At 23.9% G+C, this 17,659-nt stretch carries 13 protein-coding genes; 11 read left to right on the top strand and 2 right to left on the bottom strand.

Features of this window, described 5'->3' with window-relative positions; genetic code table 11:
* The first annotated feature begins 134 nt into the window (after positions 1 to 134).
* Entirely contained in the window at positions 135 to 770 is a 636-nt protein-coding gene (locus CLOACE_RS08000; RefSeq protein WP_070110582.1) for a lactate utilization protein, read from the top strand.
* Between the two features lie 179 nt (positions 771 to 949).
* Here the strand turns inward: CLOACE_RS08000 and CLOACE_RS07995 are convergent, their stop codons facing one another.
* Positions 950 to 2,431: a nicotinate phosphoribosyltransferase gene (locus CLOACE_RS07995; protein ID WP_070110581.1), complete on the bottom strand. Its 1,482-nt coding sequence runs from the start codon at positions 2,429 to 2,431 to the stop codon at positions 950 to 952.
* A gap of 182 nt (positions 2,432 to 2,613) precedes the next feature.
* Here CLOACE_RS07995 and CLOACE_RS07990 point away from each other — a divergent pair, with 182 nt between their 5' ends.
* The 5 genes from CLOACE_RS07990 (at position 2,614) to CLOACE_RS07970 (ending at position 10,679) form a co-directional block, all read left to right on the top strand.
* On the top strand, positions 2,614 to 4,599 hold the full coding sequence (locus CLOACE_RS07990; protein WP_070110580.1) for an ATP-dependent helicase: 1,986 nt from the start codon (positions 2,614 to 2,616) through the stop codon (positions 4,597 to 4,599).
* 131 nt (positions 4,600 to 4,730) lie between these two features.
* Positions 4,731 to 6,842 carry a cell division protein FtsA gene (locus tag CLOACE_RS07985; protein WP_070110579.1) on the top strand — a complete coding sequence of 704 codons (2,112 nt, stop codon included), beginning with the start codon at positions 4,731 to 4,733 and terminating at the stop codon, positions 6,840 to 6,842.
* Positions 6,843 to 6,867: 25 nt separating this feature from the next.
* Positions 6,868 to 8,046, top strand: a complete 1,179-nt coding sequence (locus tag CLOACE_RS07980) for a M20 metallopeptidase family protein (protein WP_070110578.1) — start codon at positions 6,868 to 6,870, stop codon at positions 8,044 to 8,046.
* 44 nt (positions 8,047 to 8,090) lie between these two features.
* Positions 8,091 to 9,047 (top strand): RluA family pseudouridine synthase, encoded by a 957-nt coding sequence (locus CLOACE_RS07975; protein WP_070110577.1) that lies wholly within the window; start codon positions 8,091 to 8,093, stop codon positions 9,045 to 9,047.
* Positions 9,048 to 9,068: 21 nt separating this feature from the next.
* On the top strand, positions 9,069 to 10,679 hold the full coding sequence (locus CLOACE_RS07970; RefSeq protein ID WP_070110576.1) for a putative polysaccharide biosynthesis protein: 1,611 nt from the start codon (positions 9,069 to 9,071) through the stop codon (positions 10,677 to 10,679).
* Positions 10,680 to 10,789: 110 nt separating this feature from the next.
* Here CLOACE_RS07970 and spoVB read toward each other — a convergent pair whose 3' ends face one another.
* Positions 10,790 to 12,304: a stage V sporulation protein B gene (gene spoVB, locus CLOACE_RS07965; protein WP_070110575.1), complete on the bottom strand. Its 1,515-nt coding sequence runs from the start codon at positions 12,302 to 12,304 to the stop codon at positions 10,790 to 10,792.
* Positions 12,305 to 12,472: 168 nt separating this feature from the next.
* Here spoVB and CLOACE_RS07960 point away from each other — a divergent pair, with 168 nt between their 5' ends.
* The 5 genes from CLOACE_RS07960 (at position 12,473) to CLOACE_RS07940 (ending at position 17,524) form a co-directional block, all read left to right on the top strand.
* Positions 12,473 to 13,036, top strand: coding sequence for a ferritin-like domain-containing protein (locus CLOACE_RS07960; protein ID WP_070110574.1), 564 nt, complete (start codon positions 12,473 to 12,475; stop codon positions 13,034 to 13,036).
* 80 nt (positions 13,037 to 13,116) lie between these two features.
* Positions 13,117 to 14,439, top strand: a complete 1,323-nt coding sequence (locus CLOACE_RS07955; RefSeq protein WP_070110573.1) for a PQQ-dependent sugar dehydrogenase family protein — start codon at positions 13,117 to 13,119, stop codon at positions 14,437 to 14,439.
* Positions 14,440 to 14,466: 27 nt separating this feature from the next.
* On the top strand, positions 14,467 to 15,171 hold the full coding sequence (locus CLOACE_RS07950; RefSeq protein WP_070110572.1) for a zinc dependent phospholipase C family protein: 705 nt from the start codon (positions 14,467 to 14,469) through the stop codon (positions 15,169 to 15,171).
* An 87-nt stretch (positions 15,172 to 15,258) separates the two neighbouring features.
* Complete coding sequence (locus CLOACE_RS07945; protein WP_242866428.1) at positions 15,259 to 15,786, top strand: class I SAM-dependent methyltransferase; 528 nt, start codon at positions 15,259 to 15,261, stop codon at positions 15,784 to 15,786.
* Between the two features lie 64 nt (positions 15,787 to 15,850).
* Positions 15,851 to 17,524: a B12-binding domain-containing radical SAM protein gene (locus tag CLOACE_RS07940; RefSeq protein ID WP_070110570.1), complete on the top strand. Its 1,674-nt coding sequence runs from the start codon at positions 15,851 to 15,853 to the stop codon at positions 17,522 to 17,524.
* Positions 17,525 to 17,659: the final 135 nt, after the last annotated feature.

Raw genomic sequence — 17,659 nt, 5'->3', positions numbered from 1 at the left:
AAACGACTAATTATCTGATAGGATTATTAATCAAATAAAGAATAATATTTTAAATTAGATTAGTAATGTTCGTTAGAAAATAAAGATGTTTTCTATCAAATGTTACAACTATATTATACGAGGAGGAATAAATTATGGGCAATTTAGAAAATAATAAAGCTATAGGAGAAAAAGTTGTTAAAGCTTTAAAGAAAAATTTATTTGATGCAGATTATTGTTCAAATACTGAAGAAGCAGTGGAATACATAATGAAATATGTTAAACCTAATTGTAAAATAGGATTTGGAGGTTCTGTAACTATACAAAGTATTAATGTAAAAGGTAAAATTAATAAACTTCCTGTAACTATTTTAGATCATAATGATAGTAATTTAAGTAAAGAGGAAAAATTAGAAATTAAACGACAACAATTAATTTGTGATTTGTTTTTGTGTAGTAGTAATGCTATAACTTTAAATGGTGAGCTTGTAAATATAGATGGAGCAGGTAATAGAGTAGCAGCTATGACTTTTGGACCTAAAAAAGTTATTATAGTGGCTGGGATTAATAAAATTTGTTCTAATGAAGAAGAAGCTTTTAAAAGATTAAAAGAAGTAGCTTGTATTAAAAATAATAAAAGATTAAAACTAAAAAATCCTTGTGTAGAAACAGAAAAGTGTGTAGATTGTCATAGCCATACTAGAATTTGTAGAGTTTATTCTGTTATAAAAAGAAAACCTATGAATTCAGATATAACAGTACTTGTTGTAGGAGAGGAATTAGGATATTAATTTAAATTGAATTTCCAAATTATATAAGATTATGTGTTGAACAAAAAATAATTGAGATAATTTTTTTGCAAATTATCTCAATTATTTTTTGTTCAACACATAATCTTATATAATTTGGAAAAATCTAAAATTTGTGAATAAAAAACCTAATAACACATATTGTTATTAGGTTTTTTTATTTAATCTTCATATACTATAGAGTAATCATGTAATAAGTCTTGTTTTAAATTCCAAAGTTTTTCTGATAAGTCAACATAGTAGTGATGAGGATTTTCAAATCTTAAAACTTCAGGCCAAAGCTTTTCAGTTTCTTCTTTTACTATTTTTTTAATTTCTGAAACATTAGGAGATTCGTATACTTGTTTACCTTTATCAAATATTTTAACCATAAGTTGTTTTACATAATAGTTTTTAAATCTTCTTCTTTTCCAAGTATACACTGGATCAAATATTTCCAAAGGTTTACTTACATCAATTTCTTCATCGTTTAATGTAATTAAATCAGCTACAGCTTTATTAGCTATATTATCATATATTCTATATATTTTTTTGAAAGCAGGATTAGTTATTTTTTCTTCATTTTCACTTATTTTAATTTTAGGAACTATATTGCCTTCATCATCTTCTACAGCTACTAATTTATAAACTCCTCCAAATACTGGTTCTGATTTAGCAGTTATTAATCTTTCACCTACACCAAAACTATTTATTGTTGCTCCTTGAGCTAAAACATCACTTATAATATATTCATCAAGAGAATTTGAAACTATTATTTCTACATCAGGATAACCGGCATTATCTAATATTTCTCTACATTTTTGAGTTAGATAAGTAATATCTCCGCTATCTATTCTAATTCCTTTAGGTCTGTAGCCTCTAGGAACTAGTACTTCATCAAATACTTTTATTGCATTAGGTAATCCTGATTTTAATACATTATAAGTATCTACAAGTAATATACAATTATCAGGATATACATCTACCCATGCTTTAAAAGATTCATATTCAGAATCAAAAAGTTGTATCCAGCTGTGAGCCATAGTGCCTGCTGCAGGTATTCCAAACATTTCTTCAGCTATTGTACAGGCTGTTGCAGAACATCCACCTATTACAGCAGCGCGAGCACCATATATGGCACCATCATAACCTTGAGCTCTTCTTGAACCAAATTCCATAACAGGACGACCTTCTGCTGCTCTACATATTCTATTAGCTTTTGTAGCTATTAAGGTTTGATGATTTATAGTTAATAAAATCATTGTTTCTACAAATTGAGCTTGTATAGCAGGGCCTTTAACGGTAACTAAAGGCTCGTTTGGAAATACAGGATTACCTTCTGGTATAGCCCATACATCGCAAGTGAATTCGAAATTTTTTAAATAATCTAAGAATTTTTCTGAAAATATGTTTTTACTTCTTAAATAATCTATATCATCCTCAGTAAATTTAAGACTAGAAAGATATTCAATAAGTTGCTGAACTCCAGCCATAATACAATATCCACCATGATCAGGAACTCTTCTAAAAAACATGTCAAAGTACGATATTTTGTTGCCTACACTACTTTCTAAATACCCGTTTCCCATGGTAAGTTCATAAAAATCTACTAGCATAGTTAAATTTCTTTGGTTTCTTACATTAAAGTTCTTAATATATTCCATAACTAATCTCCTCTATAAGTTTAATTTTTATGTGTCTATAAAAAAGTATAGACTATTCATATTTTAATATATTGATTAAAAATTTACAATATTATTATAAAATCTTTACAATGAATTAAATATGTAATAATGGTTATAAAAATATAATAGCTTGATTTTTATAATGAATAGGTGGAGATTTAATGAATAACTCACATATAAAATTGGATAATGAACAAATTAAGGCAGTTACTTCCAATAATAAAAATACTTTAGTAGTGGCAGCACCAGGTTCGGGAAAAACTACTGTTATAATAAATAGAATAGATTATTTAATTAAATATAAAAAAATTAATGAAAATAACATTATAATAATAACTTTTACTAAAGCTGCAGCTAAAAATATGAAATTTAAATACAAAAATTTCACAAATAAAAAACTATGTCCTTTTTTTGGAACATTTCATGGCTTATGTTATAGAATACTTAGTAAATATAAAGATATAAATATAATAAGTAATTTTAAAGCTTTCCAAGTTATATATAATACAGTAATTAAGTATACAGATAAAATTAGTGAAGATAAGGTTAAGGAAATATTAAATTATATTCATGTTTTTAAAAATACTAAAATTAATATAAAAGATTTTAATATTAGTATGGATAAAAATATATTTGTTGAATGTTTTAAAAGCTATGAAATGTATAAAAACGAAAAAAAATTAATGGATTTTACTGATTTGCAGATAAAATGTATAAATTTGTTTAAACATAATAAATTGTTATTAAAAAATTATAGAAATTTGTTTAAACATGTATTAGTAGATGAATTTCAAGATTGCGATAGTACCCAAATTGAATTACTTAAAATTTTATGTAAATATAGTTCTTTATTTGCTGTAGGCGATGAAGATCAATGTATATATGGATTTAGAGGTTCTAAACCAGAATGTATGGTAAATTTCAATAAGTATTTTGGAATAGGAGAAAAATTTTTTTTAAGTACTAACTATAGAAGTCCTAGTAATATTATAAAATTATCTAAAAATCTTATAAAAAATAATAAAATTAGAAATAAAAAAAGAATAGAAGCTTTTAAGAAAAAAGAAAATGACATAAATGTATTTTGTAATATTAATGAATTTGAGCAAGCAAAAGTAATAGTAAGTAATATAAATAATTTGGTTAAAAATTCAAAGTATAAATTTAAAGATATAGCTATACTATATAGAACTAATCAAGAAAGTAGAAGTATTATATATGAATTTTTAAAAAATAATATTCCTTTTAAATTAATAGATAAACAGTATAGTTTTTTTGATAATTTTATTTGTAAAGATATAATATGTTTTTTAAAACTAAGTTTAAATTTAGAGGATAAAGAATCTTTTATTAGTATAATAAATAAACCTTTTAGGTATATAAGTAAAATAAATATAGAAAAGTTATTAAAAATATCAATTAAGGATAATTGTTTTGAATTATTAATTAATTTAGATATACCTGTGTTTCAAATGAAGATAGTAAAAAAGTTAGAGAAAAAAATAAAAAAGTTAAAAAGATTAAATACAGAAGATGCAATTAATTCTGTATTATATGATATAAACTATATTGAATATTTAAATAATTATTCAATAAAAACCAATATTAATATAGAGCAAATAAAATATATTATTAAAGAATTTATAGATTATGCTAGTGAATTTAAGTGTGTAGGAGATTTTTTAGATTATATAGAAAAAGAAAAAAAAGAAATTAATAAAAAAGAGGTAAAAAATGGTGTAATATTAAGCACTATACATGGTGTTAAGGGAATGGAATTTAAAAATGTTTTTATAATAAACTGCAACGAAGGAAATATTCCTCATGAAAGTAACTTAGATATAGAGGAAGAAAGAAGGTTATTTTATGTAGCTATTACAAGGACTATTGAAAATTTATGGATTTCCTTTTGTAAAATAATAAAAAAAAAGAGTAGACAGGAATCAAGATTTATTAAGGAATGTGGTTTTGTAAGCAATTGTTATGAATTTTCAATATTTAAAAAAGGTGATTTTATAAGACATAAATTTTTTGGAACAGGTAAAGTAGAAAAAATAGATGAAAAGTATATATATATAAGATTTAATAATATTATTAGAAAATTTAATATTGTTACATTAAGTAATAATAAATTAATTAATATATAAAAAAGCAAATAGATATATTGATTAAATTTTTAATAAATTGAATGTTTAATAATATTATTATATAATTTTAATGAGTTCGTATATTTATTAATATGAGCTTTTAAACTATATTACATAAAAGAGGTAGAATTATGGGTATATCGAAAATTAATTCACAGGATTTAATATTTGCTTTAGATATAGGTACAAGAACAGTTATAGGCAGTGTAGGCATTGTGAAAGATAAAAAATTTCATGTAATAGCAGAAAGCCATATGGAACACGAAGAAAGAGCCATGATAGATGGTCAAATACATGATATATTACTAGTAGCAAGTACAGTTAATAAAATTAAAAATGATTTACAAAGTAATATAAATATGAAATTAAATTCAGTATCAATAGCTGCAGCAGGAAGGTTTTTAAAAACAACAGTAGTAAAAGAAGAATTAGAAATAGATTATAATAGGGAAATAGATAAAGATATAATAAGAAGTTTAGAGCTTACAGCTGTAAAAAAAGCAGAAGAAGAAATAAATAAAGAAATGCAAGGAGAACTTTATTGTGTTGGATATAGTGTAAAAAATTATTTTTTAAATGGATATGTTATGACAAATTTGCTTTCTCATAAAGGTAAAAAAATAGAAGCAGAAGTCATAGCAACATTTCTTCCAAAATCAGTAGTAGATAGTCTGTATTCAGTAATGGATAAGGTGGGATTAAATGTTTTAAATATGACATTAGAACCAATTGCTGCTATGGAAGCTGTTATTCCTAAAAATCTCAGATTATTAAATTTAGCATTAATTGATATAGGTGCAGGAACTTCTGATATAGCTATAAGCAGTAAAGATTCTATAAGTGCTTATGGTATGGTTCCAGTAGCAGGAGATGAAATTACAGAAATTATATCTCAAAATTATTTGGTAGATTTTAATACTGCTGAAAAAATAAAGAGAGAATGTTCAAAAAATAATAAGGTGAAATATATAGATGTATTAGGTATTGAAAATGAAGTAGAGTCTGAAGAGATTATAAGTATAATAGAGCCTGTAGTAGAAAAGGTAACAGAAGAAGTAGGAGAAAAAGTTATAGAATTAAATGGAGGAAAATCTCCTAATGCTATATTTTTAGTAGGAGGAGGAGCTTATACTCCTAATATTAGAGAAAAGTTATCTGAAAAATTATCATTACCTATTCAAAGAATAGGAATAAAGGAAAGAGATTCAATAACACAGTGTGTTTGTATGGATAATGAATTAGGAAGTATAGGAGTTACAGTTTTAGGGATAGCTCTTACATCTATTAGAAAAATAGGACATGATTTTATTGATATTATATTAAATGGGAATATAATAAGTATGTTTAATTCTCATAAACATACTGTAATGGAAGTTATGCTTCAAGCAGGTATAAACCCAAAAGTATTATTAGGTAAAAATGGTAAAAATGTTAAATTTAATTTAAATGGTATAAAAAGAGTAGCTTTTGGAACTCTAGCAAAAAATGCAGTAATAAAAATTAATGGAGTAGTGTCTAGTATAGATTCAGAAGTTAAAGAAGGAGATAATATAGAAATAGACTTTGCAAAAGATGGTAATGATGCTGAGCCAAAAATTATGGATTATATACAAAAGGTATATTCTATAACATTTTTTATAAATGATGTTATACAAAATTTAGAGCCTATAGGAATAATTAATGAACAAATAGCAGATATAGAGAAAGAAATAAACGAAGGTGATAATGTAGAAATAATATTTCCTGAAACTCTAGGAGAATTTTTATACTATAATTTCAATAATAGCGAAAATTTGAAAAATTATAGAGAATATTATGCAAATGGAAAAAAAGTTGATTTAAACTATAAAATAAAAGAAGCAGATAGAATATTTTTAATGGATATAAAAGAAGATAGTTTTGATAAATTAAATAATGATTTAAAAAATGAAAATACAGATATTGAAAATAAAGAATCAAATGTAAGTAATTATAAAAAAGAAGAAATAGCAATAACTTTTGATGAAAAAAATAATAATGATAATGAAATAATAGTAATAGTAAATGAGAAGGAAATAAAATTAAAAGGAAAAAGAGAATATATTTTCGTAGATGTATTTAATTGTGTGCAATTTGATTTATCTTCTCCTAAAGGTCAATTACAATTATTATTAAATGGTGAAAGAGCAGGATATTATGATAAATTATCTAATGGAGATACTATAGAAATAAAGTGGAGTGAAGATAATGATATAAGATTATAAAATATAGTAGAATGGAGAATAAAATATGGATAGCATAGATTTTTTAAATATTTCTAAGGCTATGAAACCCAAATTAATAGAATGGAGAAGGGATTTTCATAAAAATCCTGAGTTAGGATTTGAATTAAATAGAACATCTAGAATAATAAAAAAGTTTTTACAAAAAGAAAAAATAGAATATTATGAAACAGCAAATACAGGAATTTGTGCTATTATAAAGGGAAATGGAAATAAAACTATAGGGTTAAGAGGTGATATGGATGCTCTTCCATTAGAGGATAAAAAAACTTGTGATTATGCCTCTAGTATAAAAGGAAGAATGCATGCTTGTGGTCATGATGCTCATACTGCTATACTTATGGGTGCAGCTAAAATATTAAATAGTGTAAAAGATAAATTAAATGGCAACATTAAATTATTTTTTGAGCCAGGGGAAGAAACTACTGGTGGTGCACAAATAATGATAAAAGAAGGAGTACTTGAAAATCCTCATGTAGATGCAGTTATTGGACTACATGTAGATGAGAAAATAGATTCAGGTAAAATAGCAATTAAAAGAGGAGAAGTAAATGCATCTTCTAATCCTTTTACTATAAAAATTCAAGGGAAAGGTTCTCATGGAGCTAAACCAGAAGATTCTATTGATCCTATTGTTATTGCATGCAATGTGGTTTTAACTCTTCAAAGTGTAATTAGCAGAGAAATTCCACCTTCAGACTCAGTAGTAATAACTATAGGAGTTATAAAAGGAGGAACAGCAAGAAATATAATTCCAGAAGAAGTAACTATATCTGGAATTATTAGAACTATTAAAAAAGAGCATAGAGAATATGTAAAAAGAAGAGTAATAGAAATAGTAAATGGAGTTGTAAGTTGTATGAGGGGTAAATGTGAAATAGAAATAGAAGAAAGTTATCCTTGTCTTTATAATAACTATTACATGGAAGAATTGTTAATTAATTCAGCAGAAAGCATTATAGGTAGAGATAATATAGTTTTACTTGATAAATCTAGTATGGGCGTAGAAAGTTTTGCTTACTTTTCTAAGGAAAGACCAACAGTATTTTATTATTTAGGAGTGAAAAATGAAGAAAAAGATATAATATATCCTGCTCATGGCAGTTTTTTTGATATAGATGAAGATGCTTTACCTATAGGAGTAGCAATTCAATGTAAAATTGCAGTAGATTTTTTGAATAAATAACTTTAAAATATAGTAGTTATGTACCTAATATAAGGAGTGGTTATATGAAAATAGAAATAGGAACAAATGAAGCAGGACAAAGAGTAGATAAGTTTTTAAGAAAGTGGCTTAAAGATGTACCTTTAAGTGCAATTTATAAAGATTTAAGAAAAGGAAATATAAAAGTTAATGGTAAAAAGGTTAAAGAAAAGTATAGTTTACAACAAGGAGATATAGTAGAATTAATAAATGTAAAATTTAAAAACGAAAAGAAAAATTTTAAAAGAGTTGAAAATAGTTTTTTAAAAATAACTTATGAAGATGAAAATATTTTAGCTTTAGAAAAATGGCCTGGAGTATTAGTTCATGCTAATTCTAAAAATGGAGATGCAACATTAACAGATTATGTGCTTTCTTATTTACATGATAAAGGAGATTATTTACCTGAAAATGAAGTAACATTTACTCCAGCAGCTTGTAATAGATTAGATAGAAATACTTCTGGGATTGTATTGTTTGGAAAAAATTATGAATCATTAAAATTATTAAATGAAATGATTAGAGAAAAAAATATAGATAAGTATTATTATGCATTAGTTAAAGATAGAATAAAGGATGGAAACTATAGAGCTTATATAGAAAAGGATAGTGTAAATAATAAATCTAAAATATATGAAGGATTTAAAGAAGGAAGAAAAGAAATAGAGATGAATGTTAAAACTATACAAAGTTGTGGAACATTCTCTTTTGTTGAATTAGAATTAATAACTGGAAGAAGTCATCAACTTAGAGCACATTTAAGTTATTTGGGAAATTTTATTATAGGAGATAACAAGTATGGAGATAAAAAATTGAATAGTTTTTTTGCAAATAAATATGGTATGAATTATCAATATTTATATGCATATAAACTTATTTTTAAAAATCCTATTGGTAAATTAGAATATATGAAGAATAAAATAATAGTGGAAAGTATACCACCTATATTTAAAAAGATAAAGAATGATGTGTTTAAGTTTTAATTTTAGAATGGAGAAATGAAAATGAATGAACAGTCTACTACTAAAGGATTTGCGGTATTATCTGTGGCTAGTATGATTGTAAAGGTATTGTCGCTTTTATATATACCATTTTTAAGGTCTATAATTGGTGATGAAGGATATGGAGTATACGGAGCTGCCTATCAAGTATATGTATTTATTTTTGTGTTAACTAATTCTGGTATACCTGTAGCAATATCTAAGTTGATATCAGAGCTTGTTGCTACAAAAAATTACAAGGACGCTATAAAAAGTTTCAAAATTGCAAGGTTTGTACTGTTAGTTATAGGAATAATAATGTCTTTAATTATGCTAGTTTTTGCTTATCCTTTAGCTAAAGCAATTAATTATAAAAAAGCTTATTTATCAATACTTGCTCTTGCTCCAGCAGTACTATTTACATCAATAGCTTCAGCCTATAGAGGATATTTTCAAGGAAGAGGAAATATGACTCCAACAGCAGTTTCGCAAGTAATAGAACAAGCAATCAATACTATATTTACATTAGTATTTGCAGCATTATTTATAAAATATGGTATAGCAGCAGGATGTGCAGGAGGAACTATAGGAACATCTTTGGGAGCTCTTTTTTCTGCATGGTATTTAATAAATGTTTATAAAAAGAATAAAAAGTTTAAGGTATCCAAAGAAGATTTAAATTTACATATAAGAAGGTATACCAATAAACAAATTTTAAAAAAAATAATAAATTATGGAGTTCCTATAACGTTATGTGTAGGTATGACTTATGCTGGAAATATAGTTGATGTAGCAAATACGAAAACAAGGCTAATAGTAGCAGGATTAACTGAATCAAATGCTAGTATATTATATGGTTATTTAGTAAAGTATCAACAGCTATTAAATGTTCCAATATCCATAATAGCGTCTCTTGCTATGGCAATATTGCCAGCTATAGCAGGAGCAGCAGCTCAAAATAATAAAAATGAAGTAGAAGATAAAATAAATTATTCTTTTAGATTAAGTTTTTTAGTAGCAATACCTTCAGCCATAGGATTATCTGTACTTAGTGAACCTATCTTTTTTACATTAGGTTTTGGAAAGGGTTCATTTCTTATGAGATATGGTTCAATAGTTCTTATTTTAAGTTCTATTATGCAAATACAAACAACAATACTTCAAAGTATAGGAAAATTATATACAGCTACTACTTATTCAGTAATAGGAATATTATTTAAGATAATAATTAATTATATTTTAATAGCAATTCCACAGATAAATATAATGGGAGCTATAATAGGAAGTGTGGTAGGATTTTTAATACCTGTAATACTAAATCATAAAATAATAAAAAAGACATTAAATATAAGATTTAATTTTTTAACTCATGCTACAAAACCTTTTATAGCATCAATATCAATGGCAGTTATTGCCTATATAGTTTATTATGATTTTAATTTCTTGTTAAAACTTGAGATAAATAAATTATATATTTCAAACGCTATAGCTACTGTAGTGGCTATAATTACAGGAGTATTTGTATATTTATTTACATTAATATTTATAGGTGGAATTAGAGAAAAAGATTTAAAAGTACTTCCAAGAAAGATAGTAGATTTAATACCAGATTTTATGCTAGAAAGAATAAAATAAAAAATAATTAGATTTAGTAAAAATAATAAAATGTAAATAGAAAATTAGTATAGTGGTATTATTCTACATAATACCACTATACTAATTTTTGTATAATAATATAAATTTAATTATTTATTACTAATATGTTTAGTTAATAAAGTTATTATTGTAAAAAACATTGTAAAACCAGTTATAATCAAAAACATAGATTTTAAAACAAATGTAGATGTAATAATATTATTTAATACAATTAATATGTAGCCAGTTAAAGTTCCTACTAGAATGTATATTAATAAATTTATTGGCGAAAATTCTAAATAACATATTTTTTTAATTTCTCTTAAATTTAATATAACACCTGTAATAGAAGTTATTATTAAGCTAATACCGTAACCCAGTATATTAATTTCAGGAATACCAGTTAAAATGTATATTAAAATTAATTCTTCTATAGCAGTTAATACAGAGTTCCTTAATAAAATTCCTTGTTTATTTATGCCATTTAATATTGAATAAGTAGATGCACATACATAACTAAAAGGAGCAGATAAAGATGCTAATTTTATATATTGACTTAAGTCATTTCTATTAAAGAATAAATTACCTAGTACATTTGGTATGCTAATACATACAACTAAAGTAGATATACCTATTAAAAAAGATATAGTTATAACTTCTTTTATTCTATTTTCTAAAGAAAAATAATCTTTATTATATAATGACTTGGATAAATCTGGTATAAGTACTATTGACATAGAATTTATAACTATAAAAGGAAAAAATATTATGCTTAAAGACATACCAGAAAATTTTCCTATCATAGATAATGCTTCACTATGGATTATTCCAGCACTTACTAATCGTCTAGGTGTAATTAATGTGGATGTTGCATAAATTGTAGTAGTCAAAAATTCATTTATGCATAAGGGTATTGATACTAAAAGTATATTAAATAAAAGCTGAGCTCTTCCTTCTAATTTATTGCTATATGAATAAAAATTATATTTTTTATTTCTTTCAATTTTATAAAATACATATAAAAATATAAAACTTAATAACTCTCCCAGAGAAAGAGCTATATAAACTGAAGTTACAGTTTTTGTTATTTCTTTTAGTGAAAATAAATTTATTACAATTACTACAACAGTTATTCTTATAGTTTTTTCAAATATATCTATAAATGCTGGAATTTTTACTTTTTCTGTGCCATAAAAATATCCCTTTAATATAGAAGATAGACCTACAAAAACTAATGCAGGACATATAGCTTTTATAGAATAAATAGAACGGCTGTCTTTTATTATAAATTTACCTATGTAATTTGAATTTATAAATACCAATAAAGCTATAATACATGCCCATATAATAACAAAAGAAAGACAGGTTTTAACAGATTTATTTAAATTTTTGAAATCTTTTTTAGAAAAATAAATAGAACTTTCTTTTGATATAGCAGCAATCAATCCACCACATATAAGGCAACAAAATAAATCATATATAGGCATTATAAGTCCATATAATCCCATACCTTCCGATCCTAATTTTTTAGAAAGTATTATTGCAAAAATAAATTTTAGTATTCCTGTAGTAGAGTTTACTAAAGTTAAAATTAGGGAATTTTTTAAAAAATTATCTTTAGACAATAAAAATGCTCCTCATAATTACTAACACTAATGTTTATGTACATCTATATTAATTTATACTAAAAATTGATTATAATATTAATGTGTTTTAATATTAATATAGTGCTTTAAAAGTAGAAATTTTAGAGCATATAGATTAAAATATATTTTAAGAGAAAGGAGATAAATATGAAAAAATTAGTTTGTTTAATATGTGGAATGGAAATAAACGAAAAAAACTATAATTTTAACAATTTAGCTTTTATTCAGTGTAACACTAAAGATGATATAAAATATTGTCCATTTTGTGGAGTGGGTAAAGAGTATTTAATAGGAGAAAATGAATATAGTGACAACTATTTTAAGAATTTAAAATTAGATAATAATACTTTAAAAATATTAGACCATGCTATGAAATTGGAAGTTTTTAATGGAGATTTTTATAAAAAAGCTTCAGTTTTAGCTAAAGATGAAAAAATAAAAAAAATGTTTCAGGATTTATCTAGAGTAGAGTTTTTACATGCAAGAGTTCATAAAAATTTAGGAAACTTTAAGGAATTACCTAAATTAAAAGAAATAGACTATAAAAAATATAAAGAAGATAAAGTATTGCTTGATTTAGCTTGCAAAAGAGAAAAACATGCAGTAGAATATTATAAAAAATATGGTAATGAAGTTTCAGATGATAAAATAAAAAACGTATTTTGTGCTTTAGCTGATGTTGAGAGAATTCATATAAAATTAACAAATTAAAATTGATAATCAATTTAATTAATCATATATATTCCTCTATAAAAATATATTATATTAGTAATACTTTTATGGAGGAATATATGAAAAAAATAACAAAAATAATAAAGATTATATTAACAGTGTTTTTTATAGTTATTTGTTCTGTTTTTTTAAAAAAACAGTATTATAATAATTATAATATAAATATAAAAGATAATCATATTAAATGGAATATAGTATACAAAGGATTAAAATATGCAACTGATTTTTGTACAGATAGTTATGGAAATTATTACATAAGTTATCCTAATAGAATTCAATATATAGATAAAAACGGAAAAAGTTATGATGTTATTAAAGATAATAATTTAAATATAATGAGTATTGACTATTACAAAAATTATGTATTTTATTCTTCAAAAAACTCAATTTACAGATATAATATTAATTCAAAAGAATCAAAAGAAATAATTTCAAATATACCTAATTTTGGTGATTATAAAAATGTAATAGTAAAAGTAAATGATAATAATTTATTTATTTCAATTGGTTCAGTTACTAATTCAGGTGTAGTTGGAAAGGATAATACTTGGCTTGAAGAATATGCTTATGGTCATGATATTCCACCTAAGGATGTTGTATTAAATGGTATAAATTATGATAAGGGCAAAACAGGAGGATTTTCTACTTATAAAACTAAAAGTATTAAAGGTCAAGTAATTCCAGGGCATTTTTTAGGTAATAGTTCCGTTATATGTTATAGTTTACAACAAAATACTTTTAACACATTTGCATGGGGCATTAGAAATGTAACTGATTTTGATTTTAATAGTAAAAAACAATTAATAGCTTCTATAGGTGGAATGGAGGATAGAGGAGCCAGACCAGTAAAAGGAGATAGTGACTATATATATTTTATAGAAAAAGGAGTTTGGTATGGATGGCCTGATTTTAGCGGTGGAGATCCTGTAAATTCTCCTAGATTTAAGGGAAAAAATGATACAGTTATAAGTTTTATGTTGAAAAGTCATCCTAATAACAATCCACCAGCACCATTATATAGACATAGTAGATGCTCATCTATAAACAAATTAGCTATAGATAAAAGTGGAAAAATAGGAAAAAAGGATTCTATATATTTTTATGATGTTTATGAGAATTCAATTTATGAATTTAATGAATGTGGAATTATAAAGAAAATATTGTCTTTTGATAATAAGAGTAAAATTGAGAGTATGATGTTTGTAGATGGGAAATTAATTGCTTTAGATAGTAATACAGGTTACTTAATTGCAATGAGCAATAATATATTAAAGAATACTAAAAACATTAGATTTTCTTTAAGGTATATTGTTTTAGTTATTTTATTAATATTTATAGTAGTAATTCTTATGCTTAGATTTATTACTAAATCTAAGCAATAATATTTAGTAGGAAAAGGATGAAAATTTATGAAAATACAATTAGAAAAAACTTATGGCAGTGCACTAAAAAAAGTGTTTTATGCAGTTAATCCATTAAAAAAGAAATTTTTAAAAACTTATTGTACTGTTCATAAGTTTATAATAATACAGTCTTTAGAAATACTAAAAAATAATGGCTGCATTGATGAATATAATTTTTATAAGGATTACGTAAAAAATTTGAATAATGGTGTAACTTGGGCAGATCAAGATTTTAAAAGCTCTAATCATTTTTATCATTATAGTAGAGGAAAAGGACTTTATGGTTTTTCAGATGCTTTGACTGAATGTAAAAAATATTATAATAAATCATTAGCTTATGCTGAAATAGGAGATATAGAAAGAGCTGTGTTTTATTTAGGAGCTGCTTGTCACTTGGTTCAAGATACTACTGTGCCTCAGCATGTAAATAATAAGCTTTTAAGAAGCCATAGAAAATTTGAACTATGGATAATAAGTAAACTTATGACAGATTACAGTTTTATTGAAAATAAATGTATTATAAGGTATAATACACTAGAAGAGTATATAAAAAATAATGCAATTTTAGCCAATAGTGTTTATATAAAAAATTTAAATATAAGAGATAGAGATGAAAGATATTATAAAATAGCAGTTGCTATTTTAAAGCAAGCTCAAAAAACAACTGCAGGACTTTTATTAGACTATTATCAATTGATACAAACAAAATAAAATATATATGAATATAAAATTCTTCCTTTGTTGGAGGAATTTTTTTGTTTATTGAAGAAGTTTATAAAGTAAAAACTCAGAAAGGTTGTGCTAAATTTGAAAAAAGAAATAACAATAAATATGGAGGATATAAAATTTACAGGTAATGTTTTAGATATAGGATGTGAAAACTATGGTATAGTATATAATGTTTTTAAAGAATCTATTAAAAATAAAAATAACATAAATGTGGAATATATAAATGGGAAAGAAGAGAAAGAGCTTATAAAAAAGGGAATATATGATGTTTGTGTAATGTTATTTTCTTTAAATAATATTTGGCTTACAAAATCTAAAAAAGATTTTATAGAGGATATAAGTAGTTATTTAAAGGAAGGAGGAATTTTGCATATATGGGATATAGATAAAGGATATAATAAAACTTTTAATGGAGATATAAGAATATTGCTTCCAAATAGAAGATTAAAAAAAATAAGTATAAAGGATTTTAATGTTTTTAAAGATAATTCTAAAGATAAAGTTGAGTACTTACTAAAAGACAGTTTTCATATAAAAGAGAAAAAGTCTTTAAAAGGTATATATTATATTAAAGCTGTAAAAAGAGAAAAGTTATAGTTTTTATTGTAATTTTAAATAAAATTATAGGTATATTATTCAAATAAGAAAGGAAAGATAAAGAATGAAAGTATTATTAGTTGCTGTAAATTCTAAATTTATACATAGCAATTTGGCAGTAAGATATTTAAAAGCTTTTACTAAGGATATTGAATATAATTGCAAAGTAAGGGAATTTTCAATAAATGATATAGTAGATAAAGTACTTCAAGAAATAATTAATGAAAAACCAAATTTAGTTGCTTTTTCTTGTTATATTTGGAACATAGAATATATAAAAATGCTTGCTAATTTAATTAAATGTGTAGATGAAAATATAGAAATACTATATGGGGGTCCAGAAGTTTCTTATGATTGCAAGGAGTTTTTAATTAATAATCCAGGAGAGTTTTTAATAGAAGGTGAAGGTGAAAAGACTTATAGGGAATTTATACAATTAAAACTTTTAAAAAAAGATTTTACTGAAGTTAATATAAAAGGATTATATACTAAAACAGAAAATGGTGTTTTTTATAGTGGTAAAAGAGAATATATGGATATGAATGAATTAGTATTTCCTTATGAAGAAAATGATAAATTAGATAATAAAATAGTTTATTATGAAGCTTCAAGAGGATGTCCTTTTAATTGCAAGTATTGTTTATCTTCTACTTTTCATGGAGTAAGATTTTTAAACATAGAAAGAGTGAAAAAAGAATTAAAATATTTTATAAATAAAAAGGTTAAATTAGTAAAGTTTGTGGATAGAACTTTTAATTGCAACCCTAAGTTTGCTATGGAAATATGGAGTTTTTTAATAAATGAAGAAACTAATACTACTTTTCACTTTGAAATTTCAGCAGATATATTAACAAAAGAAGAAATTAAAATCTTAGCTAAAGCACCTTTAAATAGGTTTCAATTTGAAATAGGTGTACAAACTACAAATAACAAAGTTTTAAAAAATATAAATAGATATGTAAATTTTGAAGATATAAAAGAAAAAGTAGAGGAATTACAGAAAATAAAAAATATAAAACAGCATTTAGATCTTATAGCAGGGTTACCTGAAGAAGATTTTAAATCTTTTAAAAAATCTTTTAATGATGTGTATTCTATTTACCCTGAAGAAATTCAATTAGGATTTTTAAAATTGTTGAAAGGATCTGATATGAGAGAAGAAGCTTCTAAATGGGGAATGGTTTATTCGCCTTATCCTCCTTATGAAATATTAAAAACTAATCATATAAGCTATGAGGAATTAGTAAAACTAAAAAGAGTAGAAATGGTTTTAGACAAATATTATAATTCGGGAAAATTTAGAAATATATTAAAGTATTTTATAATTAAATTTAAAACTCCTTTCGATTTTTATTATGAAATGGGAAGTTTTTTGTATTATAAAGGTTATTTAAATAGAAATATTTCTGCTGCAGATTACTATAAAGTATTTATAGAATTTAACGAAGAAGTACTTAAAGAAAATAGTATATTATTAAAAGAAATAATAAAATTTGATTATTTAAAGTATAATAAGAAAAAATGGTTACCTCCATTTTTAGATAGATACGTGGATAAAGATAAAGAAAAAGAAATAAAGAGTAAAATTAAAAAGGGCGAAATTTGTAATTTTGATAAATTTCATATTGAAAAATTTAATATTAATATAATAAAATATGTATCACTAGGAATTATTGAAAAAGGCAATTTTTATGTAATATTCGATGAAAAAGATAGAAATGGTATAGTTTCAATATAAAACTAAGGATAATATTTATTTATTAATAAATATTATCCAAAATCAATATATATGGGAATATACTTTTTTTATTATTTGCTTTATAATTATATTGAAAGAGAAATTAGTATTATGTAATAAACAATATTATTCTAA

The organism is Clostridium acetireducens DSM 10703 (assembly GCF_001758365.1).
GTDB classification, from domain to species: Bacteria; Bacillota; Clostridia; order Clostridiales; family Clostridiaceae; genus Clostridium_C; species Clostridium_C acetireducens.
The sequence above is the reverse complement of the archived record's forward strand: the minus strand, read 5'-3'. Positions and strand labels throughout refer to the sequence as shown.